At 41.6% G+C, this 22,931-nt stretch carries 19 protein-coding genes; 10 read left to right on the top strand and 9 right to left on the bottom strand.

What is annotated here, in order from left to right; all coding sequences use genetic code 11:
• Positions 1-94: 94 nt before the first annotated feature.
• The 5 genes from GXP67_RS33695 to GXP67_RS33675 all read left to right on the top strand — a co-directional run bounded on the left by GXP67_RS33695 (position 95) and on the right by GXP67_RS33675 (position 5,149).
• Positions 95-907: a DUF4249 domain-containing protein gene (locus GXP67_RS33695; RefSeq protein ID WP_162447186.1), complete on the top strand. Its 813-nt coding sequence runs from the start codon at positions 95-97 to the stop codon at positions 905-907.
• A 38-nt stretch (positions 908-945) separates the two neighbouring features.
• Positions 946-1,419, top strand: a complete 474-nt coding sequence (locus GXP67_RS33690; protein WP_162447185.1) for a DUF3997 domain-containing protein — start codon at positions 946-948, stop codon at positions 1,417-1,419.
• 159 nt (positions 1,420-1,578) lie between these two features.
• Positions 1,579-2,643, top strand: coding sequence for a metallophosphoesterase (locus tag GXP67_RS33685; RefSeq protein WP_162447184.1), 1,065 nt, complete (start codon positions 1,579-1,581; stop codon positions 2,641-2,643).
• Between the two features lie 75 nt (positions 2,644-2,718).
• The gene (locus tag GXP67_RS33680) at positions 2,719-3,510 is read left to right on the top strand and encodes a GNAT family N-acetyltransferase (RefSeq protein WP_162447183.1); all 792 of its coding nucleotides are present in this window, start codon (positions 2,719-2,721) and stop codon (positions 3,508-3,510) included.
• Between the two features lie 40 nt (positions 3,511-3,550).
• A complete protein-coding gene (locus GXP67_RS33675) occupies positions 3,551-5,149 on the top strand; it encodes a WG repeat-containing protein (protein ID WP_162447182.1) in 1,599 nt (532 codons plus the stop codon).
• A gap of 59 nt (positions 5,150-5,208) precedes the next feature.
• On the opposite strand, the gene GXP67_RS33670 is transcribed toward GXP67_RS33675, so the two are convergent.
• From GXP67_RS33670 to GXP67_RS33640, 7 genes are all read right to left on the bottom strand, one after another.
• Complete coding sequence (locus tag GXP67_RS33670; protein WP_162447181.1) at positions 5,209-5,616, bottom strand: MaoC family dehydratase; 408 nt, start codon at positions 5,614-5,616, stop codon at positions 5,209-5,211.
• Positions 5,617-5,660: 44 nt separating this feature from the next.
• Positions 5,661-6,497, bottom strand: a complete 837-nt coding sequence (locus tag GXP67_RS33665) for a sugar phosphate isomerase/epimerase family protein (protein WP_162447180.1) — start codon at positions 6,495-6,497, stop codon at positions 5,661-5,663.
• A 181-nt stretch (positions 6,498-6,678) separates the two neighbouring features.
• Positions 6,679-7,299 (bottom strand): IMPACT family protein, encoded by a 621-nt coding sequence (locus GXP67_RS33660; protein WP_162447179.1) that lies wholly within the window; start codon positions 7,297-7,299, stop codon positions 6,679-6,681.
• On the bottom strand, positions 7,283-8,407 hold the full coding sequence (locus GXP67_RS33655) for a tetratricopeptide repeat protein (protein WP_162447178.1): 1,125 nt from the start codon (positions 8,405-8,407) through the stop codon (positions 7,283-7,285). The genes GXP67_RS33660 and GXP67_RS33655 overlap by 17 nt, the downstream gene beginning before the upstream one ends.
• Positions 8,408-8,635: 228 nt before the next feature.
• On the bottom strand, positions 8,636-9,361 hold the full coding sequence (locus GXP67_RS33650) for an ABC transporter ATP-binding protein (protein WP_162447177.1): 726 nt from the start codon (positions 9,359-9,361) through the stop codon (positions 8,636-8,638).
• A gap of 50 nt (positions 9,362-9,411) precedes the next feature.
• Positions 9,412-12,453: a tetratricopeptide repeat protein gene (locus tag GXP67_RS33645; protein ID WP_162447176.1), complete on the bottom strand. Its 3,042-nt coding sequence runs from the start codon at positions 12,451-12,453 to the stop codon at positions 9,412-9,414.
• Positions 12,454-12,738: 285 nt separating this feature from the next.
• Positions 12,739-13,794 (bottom strand): ferredoxin--NADP reductase, encoded by a 1,056-nt coding sequence (locus tag GXP67_RS33640; RefSeq protein ID WP_162447175.1) that lies wholly within the window; start codon positions 13,792-13,794, stop codon positions 12,739-12,741.
• Positions 13,795-14,149: 355 nt separating this feature from the next.
• On the opposite strand from GXP67_RS33640, the gene GXP67_RS33635 reads away from it, so the two are divergent.
• From GXP67_RS33635 to GXP67_RS33625, 3 genes are all read left to right on the top strand, one after another.
• The gene (locus tag GXP67_RS33635; protein ID WP_162447174.1) at positions 14,150-15,595 is read left to right on the top strand and encodes a Gfo/Idh/MocA family protein; all 1,446 of its coding nucleotides are present in this window, start codon (positions 14,150-14,152) and stop codon (positions 15,593-15,595) included.
• A 190-nt stretch (positions 15,596-15,785) separates the two neighbouring features.
• Positions 15,786-16,193 (top strand): nuclear transport factor 2 family protein, encoded by a 408-nt coding sequence (locus tag GXP67_RS33630; protein ID WP_162447173.1) that lies wholly within the window; start codon positions 15,786-15,788, stop codon positions 16,191-16,193.
• Positions 16,194-16,410: 217 nt separating this feature from the next.
• Entirely contained in the window at positions 16,411-16,878 is a 468-nt protein-coding gene (locus GXP67_RS33625) for a RidA family protein (RefSeq protein ID WP_162448140.1), read from the top strand.
• Positions 16,879-16,964: 86 nt separating this feature from the next.
• Here the strand turns inward: GXP67_RS33625 and GXP67_RS33620 are convergent, their stop codons facing one another.
• Positions 16,965-18,338 (bottom strand): dipeptidase, encoded by a 1,374-nt coding sequence (locus GXP67_RS33620; protein WP_162447172.1) that lies wholly within the window; start codon positions 18,336-18,338, stop codon positions 16,965-16,967.
• A 366-nt stretch (positions 18,339-18,704) separates the two neighbouring features.
• Here GXP67_RS33620 and GXP67_RS33615 point away from each other — a divergent pair, with 366 nt between their 5' ends.
• Complete coding sequence (locus GXP67_RS33615) at positions 18,705-19,880, top strand: DUF4142 domain-containing protein (protein ID WP_162447171.1); 1,176 nt, start codon at positions 18,705-18,707, stop codon at positions 19,878-19,880.
• Between the two features lie 96 nt (positions 19,881-19,976).
• On the opposite strand, the gene GXP67_RS33610 is transcribed toward GXP67_RS33615, so the two are convergent.
• Positions 19,977-20,798: an IS5 family transposase gene (locus GXP67_RS33610; RefSeq protein WP_162444142.1), complete on the bottom strand. Its 822-nt coding sequence runs from the start codon at positions 20,796-20,798 to the stop codon at positions 19,977-19,979.
• A 202-nt stretch (positions 20,799-21,000) separates the two neighbouring features.
• Between GXP67_RS33610 and GXP67_RS33605 the strand changes: the two genes are divergently transcribed.
• Positions 21,001-22,857, top strand: coding sequence for a DUF4838 domain-containing protein (locus GXP67_RS33605; protein WP_162447170.1), 1,857 nt, complete (start codon positions 21,001-21,003; stop codon positions 22,855-22,857).
• Positions 22,858-22,931 lie beyond the last annotated feature (74 nt).

Below are 22,931 nucleotides of genomic sequence, written 5' to 3'. Positions count from 1 at the left end.
ATTTTAAAATTCACAGGATTATGCTTTTTCGCAGTAATTAATCCGGTAAATTCTTAAATCTGTGTAATCCAGGTTCCAGACTACTGAAATGGCTATGAAAATTATTTACTATCTGGCATCAATAGGCATAGGTTTGTTTCTTCTTTCGGGATGCGACCTCGAAAAAGAAATAGATGTTCCTTTGCCACCCTATGAAAATAAGCTGGTGGTAGAATGTTACCTGGAAGCAGGCAAACCCTACCGGATGGCTGTTTCTGAAAGCTCCAGCTATTTTGCCGGGGTTGAAATTCCAGATGTAGCTTTTGCAAATGCTATTATTACAAGCAATAACAGACCAGTAAGATTGAGGTATGAGATAGAAGTAGATGAAGAAAATCAGAAAGCGTACAATTACTCCGCAACAAATATCATAGATTCGCAATTAAACAAGGAGTATGAGCTGGAGGTAAAGGATACGAATGGAAGAACAGTAACCGGCAAAGCGAAATTTCTGCCCTTTGTGCCCATTACAGAAGTAGAATATAAATACAATGAAGATTCGACCAAGGCTTTTATTCTCGCTCATTTTGAAGATGACCCGTCGCAGAATAATTATTTCCGTTTCCAGGTACACAAAGACAGCTTAAACAGAGGCGCAGAACTGGATTTTACCTTGGATGATACGTTTGCCAGCGGCACAGAAATTACGATTGGTACAGGCTATAATTACGAACCCGGCGATACTGTCTATGTAACGGTATACCACATCGAACGGAGCTATTTTGATTTTCTGGAAAGTGTAGAAAGTGCTTCCAGTGCCAATGGAAATCCGTTTGCCCAGCCAGCCAGGGTTAAATCTACGGTGCAAGGCGGAATCGGTGTATTTGCCACCCTCGTATACGACCGCAAACGCATTGTGATTGAGTAGGTGATGTTTGGAAACCGGAAGTTTACTGATTTAATAGAATGAATCACTTCTATAAAGTATTAAGCTTGTTCTTACTTATACTACTTACAAGTTGTTTTGGTAGTTATAAGAACGAAAAGATAATAGGACCTTATTCCATTATAGCATTAGATATACCTACTGATATGTGTATCATTCATAATGAAAAAGAAGATTATTCAGGAGGGAGTGTAGTTGTATCTAACACTGTTTTTGAGGTTGAATGGAATAATAATTTTATCGTTGCTAAACAACATCCTAATTCATATGTCCTTAAATCTCTATTAAAGAATCAACCGAAGGAATTAATTGACAGCTATCTTACTAAAAATAAGAATGAGATAACCTTTTATTATTTGATTGATGTAAAAGCAAACTCGCTTTTTCCCACACTATTTTTTACTCCACAACAACTTGAACTTGCTAAAAAGGAATTAAATGTAGGTAATTTTCAAAATAAAATATATTATGAAAATTTAGACCAAAGAGATTAGGTGGAATGTGGACTACAATGTACGCTATCTCATAGTTATAGTAAATTAGCTTAGCCAGACTTTGTTTTTTGGAATTTAGTTGTTTCCTTTCCAGAAAGATCAGGCTTAGAAATAATACTCCATTATATCCATTCATCTGCATAATCCAGGTTTCCACCTATGTTAGAAAAAGAAATCATTGCCAATAACCTGGATTCCCTTTTTAAAAAATCACCGGTAAAGCCACTTTCCTCCATCGATAAAATAGTTATTTTTAGTGACCTGCATATGGGCGATGGTGGAAGCCGGGATGATTTTTTACATAATTCTGAGCTGTTCTCGTATGTGCTGGAGAAACAATACCTGCAAAATCAATATTCTCTGATTCTGAACGGTGATATTGAAGAACTCCAGCGGTTTTCTTATGATGCTATTGCTAAACGCTGGAAAGGCGTATACACATTGTTTGATGCATTTGCCAGACAGAAAAAGCTCTACAAACTCATTGGTAACCATGATGCGGATCTGATATTAAAGATCAATAAATCCTCTCCTTATTCACTTTTGGAATCATTGGTGCTTACCTATAAAGATCACCAGTTATTTCTATTTCACGGACACCAGGCTTCTTTGTATTATACCAAACACAATGCCCTCATCGGATTTTTTCTCCGCTATGTAGCCAATCCGCTGGGAATCCAGAATTATTCGGTTGCCTACAATAGCCGCAAGCAATACAAAATTGAAAAAAGAGTATACGAGTATGCCAGCGAGCGTAAAATAGCTGCCCTCATTGGCCATACTCACCGGCCTTTGTTTGAGTCTTTATCCAAACGGGATTACCTGGAGTATCAGATCGAAAAATTAGTTCGAAGTTTTGCTGCCGAACCGGCTGCTGCTACCCAGGAAGCTCAGCAAAAACTGAAAACCTACCGGGATGAACTCATTAAACTCAACCGCGATAAAAAGAATACCTTGCTGGGCAACAGTTTGTACAACGCTGACATTCTGGTTCCTTGCCTATTTAATTCTGGTTGTGTAATTGGCAGCCGGGGAATTACCTGCCTGGAAATTGCCAATGAAGAAATAGCCCTGGTGCATTATTTTGACGGACGGATAAAACCGGCAGATTCACCAACCGGAGATAAGCCTGCACAATCGCTGGAAGGCAGTCCATATTACCGGGTAGAGATTAATAAAGAGCACCTGGATTATATTTTTGCCAGAATTACATTTTTAACCTGACGGAAAGCTATCGGCAAGCTTCGTTTAAAATTATTTTTTAACTTGTTTGCTCTATTTTTAACTAATTGCTGTTTTGTGGAAAATTTGAACTTTCGCCCTTCCATTGGCATGCTCACCATGCAATATGCAGATGCCATTCAGCACCTTGCTTCTGATCCTGAGATTGCTATAACTACCCGTGTTCCGCATCCCTATCCTGAAGATGGTGCCAGGTCATTTATTGACATGTATGCGCAGGAGCAAAAAGAGGGCAAAGTATGGAACAATGTTATTTTAAATAACAATATGTTTGTGGGTTTATGCGGACTAATAAATATTATTCCCGCAGATAAGGCAGAAATCGGCTACTGGATCGGAAAACCCTACTGGGGAAGAGGATTTGCCAGTTTTGGTGTAAAAATGACCCTGGAGAGGGCTTTCCAGTCATTGGGTTTGCAACTAATTTACGCTACCATACTGGATTTTAATAAAGCATCTATGCATGTACTGGAAAAGAATGGCTTCATCTTCCAGCGTACCCAACCTCATGACAATCCCAAATGGAACCAGGATGCACTATTGCATGTATATGAACTTACAAAAGCTCAATGGATGGAACATAAATATGGCAAATACCTCAACGATTTACACCCGGATTTAAAACCTATTCTGGAAGCCGAAATAGCACCCGGTAATGAAGTAAGTTCTGCTTCTGTTGGATGGCCAAAGCCGGACAGTATCCTGGTTTCTATGAAAAAACCATTTATCCTGAAGCATGAGAAATATTCTGCTAATGTGGAATACAACGAATTGAATGATCCCCATTACTGGAAAGCGGAATATGCTACACTCGATCCGGTACACCTGATTGTCTGTCCATTTGAGTAGTCAACACTCATTCAACATTCCTTCGATCATTTCATTATATATGGAACAAGTATTATATCCCATTCCTGGAACGTTAGGAAGGCAATGGGGCTTTATGAATAGGGAAGGGAAGGTTGTAATAGAACCGCAGTTTGCCCAGGTAGGAGAGTTTTCAGAAGGCTTGTGCTGGGTATATGTAGGAAACAAAGCCGGATTTATCAACACAAAGGGCGAAATGGTAATTCCGCCGCAGTTTACGAGCATCAAAGATTTTGTGGAGGGACGAAGTATTGGTTTGCTGGAAGATGGAAATTATGTGGCTATTGATACGAAAGGAACTATCGTAAATCAGATTCCTTACCGGGTAATGGGTGAGTTTCATGCCGGACTGGCCAAGGTATCCAGGCGTTCATATACGGATGATTCGGGAAAAAAAGTACCTGCTGCCATGGGATATATCAACCGTAATGGAGATGTAGCGATAGAGCCCAGGTTCACCAATGCCGGCGATTTCCCGGAAGATGGCCTGGCTATTGTGGTGTCGGGCCAGGATAAATTCTGGTATTATATTAATCAGCAGGGGGAGGTTGTATTGCAGGTGCCGATGAATGCTGCCTTGGATAATGGTTATGGTTTTTCGGAGGGCTTGTTACGGGTAAAAGAAAACGGATGGTGGGGCTACAAAGACAAAACCGGTCAGTGGAAACTCCAGCCTCAATATGATCTGGCCAATGATTTTAAAGAGGGTATGGCATGGGTACAACTGGACGGAAAGGCAAAATACGTTGATAAATATGGCTTTGAAGTAATTCCCAAAGCATATACCCAGCTCAAACCATTTTCAGAAGGATTGGCACTGGTGCAGATAGATAACCGCTATGGATATATCACCGAGTGGGGCAGTATGGCTTTCCGGCCCAGGATTCTGGAAAAAGCTGATAGTTTTTCGGAAGGAATGGCCCGTATAAAAATGGATGGCCAATACGGATATTTGAATAAACAAGGAGATTTTGCCATTCCCTGCCAGTATTCAGAAGCCCGCTCGTTTAAAAACGGACTGGCCTTTGTGATGACTAAACAGGGATGGGCATATATTAATACCAGTAACCAGATAGTATGGGCATCGGAACCCTTTCCGAAAATTGAACTGCAACCGCTCAAATTTAATTTCCCCGAGTATACACCCAGGCAGCCTCCAGAACCACCAAAGCCCGAATATGTATCTCCGGAAGATATTAAAGATATTCCAAACCTGGATGGCATCCGGATGGATGATCCCATAGTGGAACCTGCCATAAAAATATACACTGATGCAGAACTTGATTTGGTTACAGGTGAATTACTGCCAGATGGTACCCAGCTTTCGCCGGATGGCAGCTATAAAGTGGAATACGCCTGTAATGAGATGCGGATGTCGCACTGGGTATGTGCGCCAAGGATTACCCATACAAAAACCGGCAACATAATTTTTGATCTATGGAACACCTCATTATGGGATGGTTCTGCGAGGTTTGCCAAAGATGGAAATATACTCATACACCTGCGTAAATATCCGGGCAGTGTGCCAGGCTTTGATATCATTATAGATCCAGTCCGTGAAATGTATATGCGGAAAGATCAAAATAAGCTCTGGCTTAAGCTGAAGGATTTTAGCTTGTAATTTGGTCAGCAATCAAGTATAAACATATGTGTGTACATATTACTGCTGACCAAATACTTTTATATCTTCTTGATTTTCTGCCGGTTTTTTACGGAAGCTTCTCCGTCTACCAGAATGTTTCCATTAGGTGTATCTTTTATTTGCGTGCTGATCAGGGCTACAGAACCTGGTAAAATTTCTTTTACTGTAAACACTGCCTCATAAGAAATATCTACAAACAGTGGCGCTTTAAATTCCATCGTTTGTTTCAGGTAAATCGTTCCTTCGCCTGGAAATTGGGTGCCTAGTACTTTAGAAAATACACTTCCGCTCAAAAAACCATGAATAATAGGTTTGCGGAAAATAGTAGTAGCCGCATAGGCAGCATCCGTATGAATAGGATTTGTATCGCCGGAAAGTGCTGCAAAAGCATCTACCTGCTGCTGACTGAACTGAAATTGATGGGTATAAACCTGTCCTGTTTCCATAGAAATAGAAAAAACTGATAAAAGGGTGAAGTTTTTTATACGTATTAAACCATCCGCATCACCCCTTTCAAATAACCTATAGATTCCGATGCGCCAGGAATTGGGTCATTGGCATCTTTTTCGTATTCCAGCGAAACGATCCCCTGGTATTTTATTTTATTCAACGTTTTTAAAAAGGCAGGTATATCAATTACACCTCGTCCGATTTCCAGGGGAGTATCTTTTCCGGTAGAACCGGTCACATCTTTAATGTGAATATCATATAGCCGGTCGGCAAACTTAGCCGCCATTTTTGCCGGATCTTGCCCAATACGCTGGGTATGGCCAATGTCAATACATAAACCAATACGTTTGTCGAGTCCTTTTATCTTTTCATAGACACTTTCGGGGCTTGGATATACTTCATCGCCTGGGCCATGGTTATGGATAGCCAGCATAATATTGGTTTCTTTGACTTTCTGATCTACCAGATTCAATAAGGTATGGGAAGGAGCCCCGATAATCATTTTAAATCCGGCATTAGCCGCGTATGCAAAGGCTTTGTTTACTTCTTCCTCCGTTTTCATATAGATCACGCCGCCACCATACAGATCAATGCCAGCGCTCCGAACTTTTTCAGTCATGGTTTTTAACATCTCTGCCGGACAATCCATAGGCAGGTGCATGTCTTTCAAGGCCAGATGTTTTAATCCCAGCTTCTGGGTAATGGCAATCACTTCATCCAGGGTAAACTTGCGTAAGGTATAGGAAGCCATTCCAAACTTTAGCCGTTCGCTTGCAGCAGGTTTATCTGCAATTAAAGGATTGATGCTTGAAAAAGTAGACCCGGCTAACAGGCCAAGCCCTGCTTTCTGAATAAATGCTTTTCTGGTATAAGCCATAATTGGTAAAATGTAAGAATGGTTTGAATAAAGCCTTTGTAGTAGCATGATCCCAGTCATACATTCAACTGAAATAGGTAGCTACGGATTAAAATGCTAAATATACACCGATAGGGTGATTAGCTGCAAAAAATAGTGATAATAATTATGGAATATATACCAGGAAAGAGGCCGCAAACGATTATGAAACAGTTGTATCGGTAATTATCTCAACTCCCAGTTGAAGTAATTTTGATTGTGCTTCTTCCAGTAAACCCTTTCTGATCAATAAACCAAGTTCGCATTGTTCTGCAAATTGCTGATGGATCACTTTTAATTCATAATCTTTTACCAGTTTCATCACCTGGTTCATTTGCTGATAGCTAAACCGTAGGGTGAGCGGAATCTCTACAATCTTCTCAATGATAGACCCCTGTGTTAAAGCATCAGAGGCTGCCGTTTTGTATGCCTGGATCAACCCGCTTACGCCCAGTTTAATACCTCCAAAATAACGTACAACTATTACCAGGGTATGTGTAAGGTGTCTGGAACGGATCTGTCCAAGGATAGGATCTCCGGCAGAATGGGCTGGTTCCCCATCGTCATTAGCCCGGTAATGCTGACCTTTATCGCCCAGAATATACGCATAACAATGGTGGTGGGCATCGTAGTATTTCTTGCGGACCTGTGCCAGTATTTCTTTCACCTGAGTTTCACTATCTGCCGGAAATGCCAGTGCAATAAATTTGCTTCCTTTTTCTTTATAAAGCCCTTCTGAAGCGGCACCAATAGTTAAGTAGGTATCATCAGCTGGCAGAGGCATTTTTTAAATAATTTTTGGCTTCTTTGATCGTGCCTTCATATTCAGCCATATCTAGTACTTTTTTGTAGTAATCTCTGGCCGCCTGCCGGTTTCCTTCCCGGTCCGACATGCGGGCCATGGCAGCGTAGGCAAGGGCGTAATAATCCATAGTAAAGCGCCGGTCTGGTTGGCTCAACTTAAAAGCATGCTGAAAATGGGTACGGGCCAGCGCAAAGTTTTTAGTTTGTTTTTCCTGAATTAAACCAAGGAAAACGTAACCACTGCTCTGGATCATCTTATGTGTATGAGCAATCAGTTGCTTAATGTAAGGTTGTGCCTGGTCATATTTGCCAGTGGCAATCAGCATCTCGGTGTGCCGCATGATATACTGTACATTACCCGGATATTTATTTATCAGTTGCTGGGTGAATTGCAGGGCTTTTAAGGGTTTAATCTCGTGTTTAATATAAATATGAGCCAGCCAGTATGCTGCTTCTGTTCTGGTAAAGGTGCCTGTAGTGATGCTTTGTTCCATTTGCTTAAGTCCTAATGCTTTATCACCATCAGCAAAAAACAACATGAATGGTTTAACAGCCGAATGGTTTTCGGGATATTCTACTACATAAAAATTGTATAATCCGGTAGTGAAATAGAACTCCGGATATTTGCTCATCAGGTCAAAGCCTTTTTTCATATACACATAGGTTCGTTTGGCTTCTCCCATAGCTTTCATATAATCTCTCTCCTCAGAAGCCACCAGGGCCAGGTAACTGTGGGCTGACAAAGCAAAAAATACACCTTCCGGATTATCAGTATCTTCGCCGTAGATTTGATTGGTACGCTCCAGGCTTTCTTTGAGATACTGCTGGTAGGTTTGGTAGGCTTGTGATTTGGAATCTATCGGGAAATATTTCCAGGAGGTATACAAAGCCATGAGTAAGGAGGAGACCGGATGTTTGGGATACTTTTTGCGAATGGTGGAGATCACCGGTTCTGCTTCTGTAAACTCAAAATTGTAAATTTTATCTATGGCCAGAATTACTTGTTTTTGTACAAGCGTATCATTCAGAAGCTGAGCCCGGACAGTAAGGGGAAATAACAAACAAAAAATACATAAACAACGGAGCATACAGGCAGTAATTTTATTAATCCACAGTCGGCTGGTAAGAAAAATTATTGTAGATACACAACTAATTTCCGGATGCAAAAATACAAGTAGTTCAGGTAGAAATAAAAAAGTCCTGCCTCTCTCGCCTCTGAACAGAAGTAAGTTCTACACACAATACAACCTGTCAGGTGTTAAAAAGCTGAAAGGTTGTATTGTGTATCAGATAAACTATTATTGATAGTTGGGTAATTAATGTAGAGTAGCCCCCATTGCTGCTTTGGCTTTGCGGATATGCGGATTGGGTGAATCCGTTTCAATCAAACCATCCCGGAGGCGGATAATACGGTGTGAATACTGGGCAATATCTTCTTCGTGGGTAACCATAATAATGGTGTTGCCTTTGCTGTGCAATTCTTCAAACAGATCCATAATCTCATAGGACGTTTTGGAATCCAGGTTACCGGTAGGTTCGTCGGCAAGTACAATACTTGGATTATTTACCAGTGCCCTGGCAATGGCTACCCGTTGGCGCTGCCCCCCGGAAAGTTCATTGGGTTTATGTTTAGACCTGTCTCCTAATCCTACACTTTTCAGCGCTTCCATTGCCTTTTCCGTACGGTCTGATTTTCCATACCCGGCATAAATCAGGGGAAGGGCAACATTCTCCAGGGAAGTTGACCTGGGCAGGAGGTTAAATGTCTGAAATACAAAGCCAATTTCCTTATTCCGGATTTCGGCCAGTTCATTTTCCGACATATCACTCACATCCTTATTATTGAGAATATAACTGCCGCTGGTAGGGGTATCCAGGCAACCCACAATGTTCATCAGCGTAGATTTTCCGGAGCCGGAAGGACCCATAAACGCAACATATTCCCCTTTATTGATTGAAATAGTAATAGATTTTAATGCCTCGATGATCTCACTGCCCATCACATACCTTTTGGAAATCTGGTTTGTTTCGATAATTTTCATGCGAACTGGTTAGATAGGGGATGATTTTTCCTGCTGTACAATGTAAGAAATTATTTCCACTCAAATAGGATTTTTTCCACAGAAGATTTCCTGGCTTCATAAACCGGCAGAAAAGATTGATAGTCGGCATCTGTAGCAATCTGCTGGAGTATACTCATGGCATTTTCTGCATAGGAGAGTAACTGCATATCGAGGCATTGCAGAATGTAGGCTTTCTGGATTTCCGGATTATAGGGATTCAGCAAGGTAGCTTCCAGCAGGGTTGAATACGCCAGGTCTGGTTTTTTCCGGACCGTATTGAAAAATCGGCTTGCTTCCAAAATTACTGCCGTATCTGCCGGCATCCGTTTCAGGGCTAGTGCATACAACCTGGAAGCTTCTTTGGGCTGATTGGTCTGGCCAAATGCCTGTGCCTGCCATAACAAACTCCGGTCTGCATCTTCCGGGTTTAACGATAAAGATTTTGCTTTAGAGAGCACCTGCGGATACGCTCTGGTTGCCAGCAGTAATTGTAAATCCAGGGCATGCAAACGGTTTTGTAAAGTCTGGCTCAGGTTGGGTGTTTCTCTGGCTTTTTCCAGAAGTGTTGCTGCAAATGAAACGCTGTCGATGGCAATACATTTTTCTGCCAGATTCACCAGTGTTTGTACCCGGTATTCCGGATTGGTAATAGAAAGGGCAACGTCAGGCAACAATACGCCCCGGCTGAAATAAACCATCAGGCTTTTTCCCCGGTCATCCAGTGCTTTGGATACAAATTCTTCCTGACCTGAAAGTAAAGCACCGCTGATAGTTTCCATATATTTAGCCAGCGAACGGGTCGATGGATCTGGGCTGGTGGCCAGGGGTTGCCAGGATGCCAGGGCATTGAGCCATTGTCCGTTTTCAGAGAAAGCCACAGCCTGGTTTGTTTTCATAGCCAGAGAACTATCACCTGCTTGTATGGCCTGTAAAAAAAACTCACCTGCCCGTTTGGGTGCCTGCTGTTGCAAAAACCATAGTCCGGCGATCTTACTGAAATAAGCCGCCCGGTTGCTGCTCATTGATACATTTGCCACTAGTTCCAGCGCTTTTGAGCGGTCGTTTTTATAATATTCATAACAAGCCAGGGCAAATTGCAGGTTTTCGGAGAAAGCTACATTCCCATCCTTTTTACTGATGCCCAGCAGGTAATTAGCTAATGTACTGTCGTACGGGGTATGAGCATTGAGTACATGATTAAACAGGTAAGCAAACGTTTCTTCACTCAATATGGAATCAGCCGGCAGGAATTCTTTCAGAAAATCTGAACTTTTTAAGCCGTGCATATTGGACAGTAACAAACGGTTGGCTTGCAGGGGAACGGAGTTACTGGCACTGCTGCTTTCCAGTAAAGAATCCGTATTGATCAGCGAATTATTTTTGATCCAGAATGCCAGGCGATTGGTCTGACTTGTTTCAGCATTAACGCCCACATATTTGTCAGCCAGTTGGTGGTAAATATAGGCAGAGTCCGCAATATTAGACCTGCCGTAGAGCAAAGCCAGATTATTGTAGAGTTCACCGCTCCGGGGAAAGGATTGCACACCTTGTTGCAGATTAAAAATGGCATCAAAAAATAGTCCCTTTTCCAGGTACACATTGCTGAGGCTTCCATATGTATACGCTGTTGGGTTTTTCAACTGTGCTTGCTTTAAATAAAAAATGGCAGTAGGGGCATCATTCTGCAATCGGGCCTGAGAGGCAAGGGCATAATTGGCCTTATGGTTCTGAAAACTATATTGAATAGATAATTTATAATATTGTTCAGCCAGAACCTGTTCGCCTTGTAAGGTGTGTGTATCCGCAATTACATTGTAATAGCCGCTGAATGCATGGTACATGGGGTACATATTTGCCCTGAAAAAAAAGGCAAGTATAATTAGCAAGGCAACCCCACGGGCAATGAAGAAAGGATATTGCCTGGGTTGATATACTACTTTGTATACCAGTAATCCCTGCGACATGGGCGATCTGAAATTGATAAATACATAAATGAAGAAGGAGACTCCCATCGCCAGGTGACTGAACACAATAATGTCCTCAATCATTTCGAGCATGGAATCGTTGCCGCTTGCAAAAAAATACCCAATGGTCGCCAGACTCACCGTAGCGAGTGCCAGATAGAGAAATGCGCCATTTGGATAGAAAGAGATAATGTGGTCGAAGAGAACATTCCGTTTTTTATAGCCCCATATCCCGATTGCTGCTGATATCAACAGCAGGTAAAAAGGGTTAATATAGAAAAAATCCCAGGAGATAAATCCGGCATTCCGGGCATAGAGCAATCCAAGGTTGATAATGTATATGAGGGAAATGAGGGAGAAGTGAAGCAAACTATTTTTTCCGCCAATTCCGCCAGATTGGGTTACCAGGTATAAAAAGCCTTGTTCGATCTCATGTGATACCATAAAAATAAATACCAGACTAATGCCAACAGGGATAATGATGCCATTTCCAGCCAGGGTAATAAGCGGATATGCACTTCGGGAAAAGAAAATAATCAGCAGTGCCAGCACAACAGTAAGTACGGTGAAACTTGCCAGACGCAGCTGAAAAGAAATCTCTGTCTGAAAGGCATGAAAATAATAACTTAGTCCGGCATAGGCAGCCACCGAAACTATAAAAACCGTATTATTCCGCAGGCCAAATACCTGAAGCAGATCGAATTTGAAACTGGCCAGTAGCAGAATAAAAACACCCATTCCCAGTATGTACCACAAACGAGGCAGTTCAGTAATCAGGCTGAGTACCAGTAGGCAGGCGCCTGTAAGAAACGCAAGGTAGATGTATACAGCCAGGGTATTGATTTTTGCCAGTGATGCTACGAATTGCTCTGTAATAAAGTATGATGGGGTTTCAACTGTAAAATTGAACAGACTCCGGCTGAAGGAATTGAGCTGAAGAGAGAGAGACTGCAATTCGCTTCTGGTCTGCCAGCCAATAACAGCATCATTGCCGGTGAAGAACCAGATCAGGTAAATAACTAATCCTATAGTACTTACAGCCAGTGAAGTAAGGTAAATGTTCCGGTAAGAAGCTGGCCATTGTTTCCAGAAAAATAAATCACTCATTCAGAAATGCTGGTAAGGTTGAGGTAAATGTCTAATATGAAATGAAGACATTGAGTGAATGAGAGGCTGAGTGATTGAGTGAGTGTCTGGTATCAAATCTACAAGTTCTAATTTAATAGCTACATTCAAATCAGCTTATTATTAAGAGAAATAATAGAATTATTCACTCACTCACTCATTCTCTCATTCACTTATTCTCACGCAAATTACAAATTAAGTAGAATTGTTTTGAAGGATTTTTAAAAGGTAACCGCCTGCTATGCATTGCCGGAAGTAAGTTTTTAGTTATTCTACTACAATCGTAACACCGGTAGATAAAGGAAAGGCTACACAGGTTAATACCCATCCTTCGGCAACTTCTGTATCTGTCAATACATCATTGATAGCCATTTTTACTTTACCACTGCTACATTTTCCTGAACAGGTAGCACACATGCCAGCCATACAACTATAGGGAAGTGGTATTCCCTGTGATAGGGCAGCTTTGAGAATGGATGAATGAGGCGGCACCTCTACCCGGTAAGATTGGTTCCGGAAGATCAATTGTACTGGTGAGGTGCTGGTATTTTCGTACCTGGACAAGGTGATGTCAAACTGGGCTTGTGTAATAAAATTTTCTTTATGAATGGATTCTTCCGGAAAACCCATAAAAATAAGCGTCATGCGCACCATGCGCATAAAGGTGGATGGGCCACAGACATAAAACTGTGCCTCCGATTTCTCATATTTCAGGTGTTTATTCACCAGTGTTTCCAGTAAACTAATGTTGAGCCGAACCGGATACTGATTGGAGCTTGGGAGTGGATCACTGAACAGATGTATACTGGTAAACTGCTGGCTATATTGCCTGGAAAGGGTTTGCAAAGGTTTCCAGTATAGGGCGGTGGCTTCGTTTTTATTGCTGTCAATGAGTGTAAGATGACTTGCTGTTACAGTACGTAATGCCGTTTTGAGAATGGAGAATAAAGGTGTCATGCCACTGCCTGCACCGATCAGAAAAATATCCCGTCTTTGCTCCGGTTTTGATTCCAGGGTAAAACGCCCTGCCGGGTAGAGCGACTGTAAAATATCTCCTTCCTGCAAATGTTCGGTTAAATACCTGGATACTTCTCCGTTGATCACTCTTGTGATGGTTATCATCATATCCGGGTCAATACCAGGAGAAGAACATAGGGAATAAGAACGCCGCAATTCCCGGCCACTAATAGTAAGTAAGAATGTCAGAAACTGGCCGGATTGATAGGCAACCGGTTCTCCGCTTACATTTTCCAGCACCAGGGTAATGGCTTGTGCAGTTTCCCGGATTATTTTTTTTATCCTCAGCTCCAGGTAGTCTTTCATGCAGAAAAGAAAATAATGTTGCGCTCAATATGCAATTAATTTTCTCAAGCCAATTGTATCTTAAGTGGTTTTTTTTAAACTTTAAAAAGGGTTTATAACCAGTATAAAGTTTCTTACTTAATTACAGCTTTTACAGGAGCCACCCTATATGTAATTACGAATGACTAATGACCAATTACGAATCGTAGATCGATAATCTCTCATTCGTAATTCGTAATTGAGTAAGGCCTCTCCGACCCAGGAGGAGAGAAGTCTCTTCGCAGCATATCAGTTTTATTTTATTGCTTAATGTACACGCTTACACAAACCATTTAATTTTTTCTATTTCAAATACGCTTCCTAAACCAAAATTAATATGAATGATTCAACTAATACTACTGCACTTTCACGCCGTACGTTTATAAAAAGCAGTTCTTTGGCAGCGGCCGGATTTGTGATTGTTCCCAGGCATGTACTGGGTGGAAAAGGCTTTATTGCTCCCAGCGATAAACTCAATATTGCCGGAGTAGGAGCAGGAGGGAAGGCGCTGGTAAATCTTCCCAACGCTTATAATAACGGAACCGATAATATTGTAGCCCTCTGCGATGTAGACGATAGGCAAGCCAAAGAAGCCCGTACCAAATGGCCCAAAGCCAAATATGTGAAAGATTACCGGGTATTGCTCGACAAGGATAACAAAAGTTTTGATGCCGTAATTGTTACCACACCAGACCACATGCATGCACCCATTGCGATGGCCGCTATGCAACTCGGCAAACATGTATACGTAGAAAAACCGCTTACCCATGATATTTATGAGGCCCGTATGCTCACCGAGGCGGCCCGTAAATACAAAGTCGTAACCCAGATGGGCAACCAGGGAAGCAGCGGCGATGACACCCGGAATATCGAAACCTGGATTCAGCAAGGCGTTATCGGAGAGGTACATACCGTACATTGCTGGACCAACAGGCCTGTCTGGCCCCAAGGTGTTCCGACACCCACAGCCAAAATGCAGGTGCCCAAAGAAGTAGACTGGGACCTCTGGCTGGGGACTGCTCCTTACCGCGAATATCACGAAGCGTATATGCCCTTCCGCTGGAGGGGATGGTGGGATTACGGTACTGGTGCCCTGGGAGATATGGGCTGCCATATTATGGATGTTCCTTTCCGGGCATTAAAACTAGGCTATCCTACAGCGGTGGAATGTAGTGTGGGTTCGGTATATGCTGATTTCTTCAAGGAAGCCCATTATGCAGATAGTTGTCCGCCTTCTTCGGTGGTGTATCTGAAGTTTCCGGCCAGGGGCAATATGCCAGCTGTAGATTTTAGCTGGTCGGATGGGGGAATTCTGCCCAAAAGGCCAGAAGAATTATTGCCGGAAGAACCCATGGGCGATGAAGATGGGGGAATGATATTCGAAGGCACCAAAGTAAAACTGATTGCTGGCATGTGGGGGCGCAAACCCTTGCTGTTGCCCACTTCCAGAATGAAAGACACGAAACTCCCGGCTTCAGCCATTCCGATGGTGGAAAAAGGCCCGGAAGGCCACCAGCAACAGTGGGTACAAGCCTGCAAAAAAGGCTTTGGTGCCTATACCAGCTCTCCCTTCGACAGTGCAGGCCCTCTCACCGAAACCGTGATTATGGGAAACCTGGCCGTTAGGAGCTATACTTATCAACAGCCTAAAGCCGATGGAAAAGGTTTCACTTTTCCGGGACGTAAAAAACTCCTGTGGGATGGCCAGAATATGAAGATCACCAATTTCGATGAAGCCAATCAATTTGTTAAACGCGAATACCGCAGCGGATGGCATTTGTAGTTGATGCTCATTGGTTAGCAGTCGTAAGTAATTTGTTGCTGAAATGATACGCTTCACCTTAGCATGAAGACTGTAAACTCCCCAAACAGTTCTCCCTCCTTTTGAAGGAATGGAACTGTTTGGGGTTATATTTAATGAGAACATTTATTAAAGAATTAATTTAGGTTTAATCCACTTTATTCTACTTATCATGAATAATAATGTAGCCACTATCAATCGCATTTATGAGGCATTTGGTAAAGGAGATATTCCTGCCATTCTTGATTGCCTCGCAGATAATGTACAATGGGAGCAATGGGCCGATAATTCCGCACAAAAGGCAGGTGTTCCCTGGATGCAAGCCCAGCAAGGAAAACAGGGTGCAGTCAATTTTTTTACTGTTGTGAGCCAGTTAGAAGTAAAAGATTTTCAGGTGCTTTCGATTATGGCAAATGAGCAGCAAGTAGCTGCAGAATTTATATTTGAAGCCCGTGTTCCTTCTACTGGTAAACATTACCGTGATGAAGAAATCCATTTATGGACCTTTAATGAACAAGGCAAAGTCGTACGTTTACGACATTATACAGATACAGCTAAACATATAGCAGCAGCCCAATAAGTAAAAGCTACTATGATTAAATTACAGAATTTAATGCCTGGTTTGCTAAAAGTTTTCCACACCCGTTGAAAATACGCCACATCTTTGCCATCTTACCGGCAAAAACTTGCTGCCCATGAACAGTAAATATATACTGCCCAGTAAATGGCTGGTTATCACCTTCCTGCTGCTGATACAATTAGTTCATCATTCATTTGCTCAATCCCCTAAAAAAACTATGACTCCAGACGAAAAATTTGCTGCGCTCCAGCTTGAACTACCTCCCGCCCCCAAACCTATCGGGGTATATAAACCTTTGCTTATTGATGGCAAACACTGTTATGTTTCCGGACATGGCACTGTAAAACCGGACGGTACTCTTATAAAAGGCCGTATTGGCAAAGATATGAGCCAGGAAGAAGGCAAACTGGCAGCCCGGCAGGTAGGTCTGGCGATTCTGGCTACCTTAAAAGCGAATTTGGGTTCATTGAACCGGGTGAAACGGGTAATTAAAGTATTGGGTATGGTGAATTGTGTACCGGAATTTGAAAAACATCCCTTTATTATTAATGGCTGCAGCGAACTGTTTGCCGAAATCTGGGGTCAGGATAATGGTATTGGCGTAAGAAGTGCCGTGGGAATGGGTTCCCTTCCGGATAATATTCCGGTGGAGATTGAAGCATTGTTTGAATTGCACGAACAGTAGACACCCTGCATAGCGATGGGTTCAAAACCCATCGCTATTGAAGATACAAATTTCTTTTACTCAGGGCCGGAGACTAAAGACTTTTTCTATCTCCCTTCAGTTTTACTCAGGGTTGTATAGTATTTATAGAACAGCGGAATGGTTTCAATCCCTTTTATATAATTAAACAAGCCATAATGTTCATTTGGTGAATGAATAGCATCCGAATCCAGGCCAAAACCCATCAGTACACTTTTTAAGCCCAGTTCTTTTTCAAACAACGCCACAATCGGGATACTGCCACCTTCCCGTTTAGGAATAGGTGTTTTGCCCCAGGCTTCTTCAAATGCCTTACTGGCTGCCCGGAAAGCCACCGAATCAATGGGAGTTACCACTGGTTCTCCTCCATGATGGGGTTTTACTTTTACCTTTACACTTTTGGGAGCAATAGCTAGAAAATGTTTAGTGAATAGTTCTGTAATTTTCTCGGGAGATTGATTGGGTACCAGCCGCATGCTGATTTTGGCAAATGCCTGTGAAGGAATCACTGTTTTGGAACCTTCTCCGGTATATCCACCCCAGATCCCATTCACATCCAACGTAGGCCGGATAGAAACCCGTTCAGTAGTGCTATAGCTGGTTTCTCCATGCACATCACCAATATTTAAGTCTTTTTTATATTCCTCCAGGTTAAAAGGTGCTTTGGCCATCTCATCTCTTTCCTCTCTACTCAGTTCTACCACCTCATCATAAAATCCGGGAATGGTAATGTGCTTATTTTCGTCTTTCAGAGAAGCGATCATTTCGCAAAGAATATTGATCGGATTGGCTACTGCACCACCATACATGCCTGAATGCAGATCCCGGTTAGGTCCGGTTACTTCTACTTCCAGATAACTCAAACCCCTCAGTCCGGAAGTGAGCGAAGGGCAGTCGTTTGAAATAATGCCTGTATCTGAGATGAGAATTACATCTGCCTGTAGTTTTTCTTTATTGGCTTTTACAAAATTGCCTAGATTATCTGAGCCCACTTCTTCTTCACCCTCGATCATAAATTTTACATTACAGGTCAGGTTTCCGGTAGCCAGCATCGTTTCGAGGGCTTTCAGGTGCATATACACCTGGCCTTTATCATCGCAGGCACCCCTGGCATAAATTTTTTCATCTTTAATTACCGGCTCAAAAGGAGGGGAGTGCCACAAATCCAAAGGGTCAGCAGGCTGTACATCGTAATGTCCATATACTAGTATGGTAGGGAGGGAGGCATCAATGATTTTTTGCCCATATACAATCGGATGTCCTGGTGTTTCGCAGAGTTCAGCCGAATCAGCACCGGCAGCGATTAATTTCTCCCGGATAAATTCAGCAGCTTTCCGGACATCATTTTTATACCGGCTGTCGGCACTGATGGAAGGAATCCGGAGCAGATCAAGTAATTCACTGATAAACCTGTTTTTGTGTTGTTGAATATAAGCTTGCATGAAATAAATAGTTTATGACCTAGATCTGTTTGAAAGGGGTTCATCAGAACCATGCGCAATATTTCTATAAATAAAAAGTTAAAAATAGTAAAACGGAGCGGATAATAAAGCTGGCCGTGATACATTCTAGATTTTGTACCTCAACCTCTTCTGCATACAGATTGAGCTCTGAAGAAACAAGGTAGTGTTAGGCTGATGTAGAAAACGCAATATTTGTTTCTAAACGAAAGTGCTTTCTTGCTTATATTTTGAGACAAAATCGGATATGTACTAAAATATCATAGTTTTTAAGGAAAAAATCACATATTTTTTGAAACTAAATCTATTAAATCAGGTATAGATTACTACAACAACCTTTAACCAGCTATGCATAATAATATATTAAAAAAGCTGACAGCCACTATGATGGTGTCAGCCGGATTACTGGCCATAGACCTTGGGCCTTTGCATGCACAAAGTCAATCGCAACAGGGGAAAACTGGCAGTACGCAAAGCCAGACTCCTACGCAGGGAACTTCTCAGACTAAAAGCAAATCAGACGCTCACAATGGCCATCATGGAGCTAGTGCCAAGATGGGAAATGCGTCAGCCGGAAATATGTTTGTAAAAAAAGCCGCAGAGTCGAATATGGCCGAAATAGAACTAAGCCGCCTGGCATTGCAGAATGCTTCATCCCAACAGGTAAAAGACTATGCCCAGCAGATGATTGATCATCATACCATGGCTCAGCAAGAGCTGGCTTCCATTGTGTCCGGTTCTGCCTCTGTGAATTCCGGGCAGCCGGGCAATGATGCCAGCATGGACGACAGTAATACAAGTAGCAATAATACTCCTGTTACCGCTAATCCTGGCAATGCAATCGGACAAGGAAACAATGCTGCCACCGGTAAACAGGGAAATTCATCTGGTAGCAATGATCCGGATACAGCAAACAATACCGGAGGAACTACCGGTGGAAGTAAGTCTGGATTAGGGGCAGGTTCTACCTATAAATCCTCCAGTACAGGGGGAGGAGGAGCCGGTGCAAACGCTGGTGGCACCACAAGTAGTACTGGTTTAGGGGATACAGATGCAAGACGTCCAAGCGGGGTTAATAACGGCAACCGGGATATAAGCGATACTACGGGTATTTCAATTAAAAGTACGGGCCCAACAACGACAGGAGATCCTGCGAATTCAGCAGATAATATTGGCAACGGAAATTCTGCCACTTCTTCTACAGATGCCACCGGAGGAATGCATCATGCGGAAGCCAGTCACAGTGATCTTCCTACAGAGCTTTCTCCGGAACACCAGGCTTTGCATACCAAGCTCTCCAAATTGAATGGCACTGAGTTCGAGAGCCAATATATTCAAGTAATGGTAAAAGACCATGCGAAGGCGGTTGAATTATTTGAAAAACAGTCTAAAAACAGTTCAGATGCTGCTTTACAGGGATATGCCAGTAAAAATCTGCCTTTAATCAGGCAGCATTATCAGACGGCTCAGAAGTTATCGGCTTCAAAAAACAGCTCCGGTAAAGGCACTTCAGATTCGAAATAGTTCATGTGCAATTTGTTTAAAACAAAAAGGGGGTATCCGCTTGGATACTCCCTTTTTTATATATTGGATAATTGTAAGTACTAACAATGAAGCTGTTTAAAGTTTATTAAGTTTGATGATTCTGCGTAAGAACAGCAGAGAGAAAGCCATCATATGAAAAGCAAGCCAAGTCTGAGTCAATACTTCAAAACGGATCAGCAGTGTCTTAAAACTGTCTAACCAAGCATTAGCTTGTTCAATGACTCTTCTTTTCTTATACAATTGTTGATCAAAGTAGCAATCAGCAAGGGTCTCTTTACTGCTTCTTTTGTTGATAGCAATGTTGGCTTCTATTTTTTGCTGTGCACATTGTTTTCGTAATTCTTTAGAATCAAAGCCCGCATCTGCATTCATGAATATACCTTCTAAGCTGATTCCTGCTTGCTCTAATAGCAGACATAGACTTTTAAAGCATTCACTAATCTGATATAAATCATTGTGTTCTCCGCTAATAGGCTCACTACAAGCTAACATCAAGCCTTGATTGTCAGCCAGAAAAAGCATATTAGTAGTCACAGCTTTTTTTCTTTTCTGATAGCCTACACAAGCCCCACCATTTTTTGCTAGGGTATGGCTACCATCTAGTTGCATCGAAGATAAATCCAAACAGGATCGATATTTTTTCAGTAAGGCTATCCATAGGTGTTGCCAACTGCCATCTTTTGCCCATTTATTGAAGTGGTAGTAAATGGATTGCCAACTATAAGGAGATTCTCTAAAAAACTCATACATGGGTAACTCTCTCCATTGACTACCTGTTTTTAATTTATAAAAAATAGCTTTTACTATTTGGATGTAATCTGCTTTACATCTTGTTCCTCTTTTGCCTTGTGATAAATGAGGCAGAATTTGCTCTTTTATAATATCTTTACTCAGCACTGGTTTTGGGTTTTATGTTTTGTTTTCGCACTTCAAAACTACTACTTCCTAACCAGTGCTTCCTTTTTAGACAATAACTTTAAACAGCTTCATTGATATTTTTCTCCCTTTTTTTTTGAAAACGGCAATTAAATCCGGTTTGTTTTTGAACACTTTTTCAGATGATAGAGTTAATAAACTGAATAGATCAATCTTTTCTGATATGCAAACCACCAGGATTTTCCTCTTTATCTATATTTTCCTTTTTACTGTTTTTACAAACATTCATGCACAGAAATTAACCCTTGATCCGCAGCAAACCTTGATTGCCGTAAATGCAAAGGATGCGTTTACTAAAGTTGGTTCCACAGAGTTACAAAAGCAACTGCGTAGGATTTACCGGACAGATAAAGGTTTTGAATTTGTTAATGATGATCAGGTGAAGAAAAATATGGCGGATATCAGTAAGAAATCAATCATTTCCTTTGGACCTACTTATTTTACAAATGAGGAGAAGTTAACTACTGCGAGTATTTATGCATTTACTATCAGGAAAAAGGGAAATATAGTGATGATTATGGGTTTACATCCTATGGGGTATGTGAATGGTATGGCTTATTTTTTAGATAATTACTGTGGCGTACGCTTTTATCTCCCTACCGAATTGTACACAAGCCTTCCGAAATTAAATAAAATAACCTTACCTGAAAAAATTGATATTACTCAAGAACCTTTTGTAGCCTATACGTTGGGAACTGGTCTAACTTCTGCTGTAGAAAATGAAGGGAATTGGGCCTGGTATAATGGATTAACCAGAAAAAACTGGGAAAGCCATCAGCATTCAATGGGACAAAGGTTTCCCACTGTAGAATTTAAAGACAAGTATCCTGAAATTTACCCTTTAATGAATGGAAAACGTTATTTTCCTGCCAATCAGGGAGACCAGAACTGGCAGCCTGATTTTGCGGAACCTAAATTAGTAGATGCGGCGGTTGAATCTGCTATCAACTATTTTAAACAGAAACCAGGATTAAGGCATATATCCTTTTCAGTACAAGATAGCAAGGTTTATCCGGTAGAAGGCAAGATGGCTGAGGTTCTTAGTAAATATCCTAAGTCGTATGAAGGAAGATTAAAAGCATATATAGATACCTATATTCATTTTCTTAATCAGGTGGCCGAACGCCTGGAGAAAGAATTACCCGAACAAGGGGTAAGCGGACAGAAGAAGATCGTTTATATTGTGTATGGCCAGGTTGCGCAAATGCCTAAAGAAAAACTTCATCCCAGCATTGTACCTGTTGTAGTATCCCAGATATCAGAACTAGACAAGGATGGCGTTACTCAGCGGGCTACCTGGAATAATCCCTTCCGCCTCAGTGACTGGGCGAAAAAAGCAACCTATATCGGACACCATGACTGGGCTCAGGGGAATGGATATTTATATCCCAGAATTTATACTGGTTTATTGGCAAAGTATCTTAAAGAGGTAAAAGTACTAGGGTTGAAACAAGAATACTATCATGCTGAATTATATCCTAACTGGGGACTTGATGGTCCTAAATATTACTTAATGGGAAAATTACTCTGGTCACCGGAGGCAGATGTAGAAGCACTGATGACTCAATTTTGTACTGATATGTTCGGGAAAGCAGCCAAACCAATGAAAGAGTATTTCGATACTCTGGAAAAATTGACCTATTCTATGGATAATACCCGGGATATTTACCGTAAAATGCATTCTTTTCCAAAACAATTATTGTTAAGCCCGCAAGAGTTAGAACTGGTAAAACAGGCAAGAACATGGTTAAATCAGGCTAGTCGTAGAACAAAGAATGAGAGTGAAAAGAAGAGAATTGAGTTCTTTTCCAAAAGTTTCCGGTTAACAGAATATCTGTTTGAACTGACCAATGCAAAAGAAGTAAAACAGGAGCAGATTGATGAAGTTAAAAAGTATATGGAAACTGTTATCCTGCCTGATAAGATGACTTTTTTTGGTGCCCGTACTAAAGGTGAGCTGGAAAGGAGAGTAACAAGTGCTTTGCAATCGATTCCTAACAAACCAAAACCAAAAAAGTAGCTTCTGCTTTAGGATATATCATCTTCATTTTACCAATGAATAATGAATGATGTGTGGTTCAAAACACTATATGT

This window comes from Rhodocytophaga rosea (assembly GCF_010119975.1).
Classification (GTDB): Bacteria; Bacteroidota; Bacteroidia; order Cytophagales; family 172606-1; genus Rhodocytophaga; species Rhodocytophaga rosea.
Note: the sequence above shows the minus strand (reverse complement) of the source record. Positions and strands in the feature narration are given on the sequence as shown.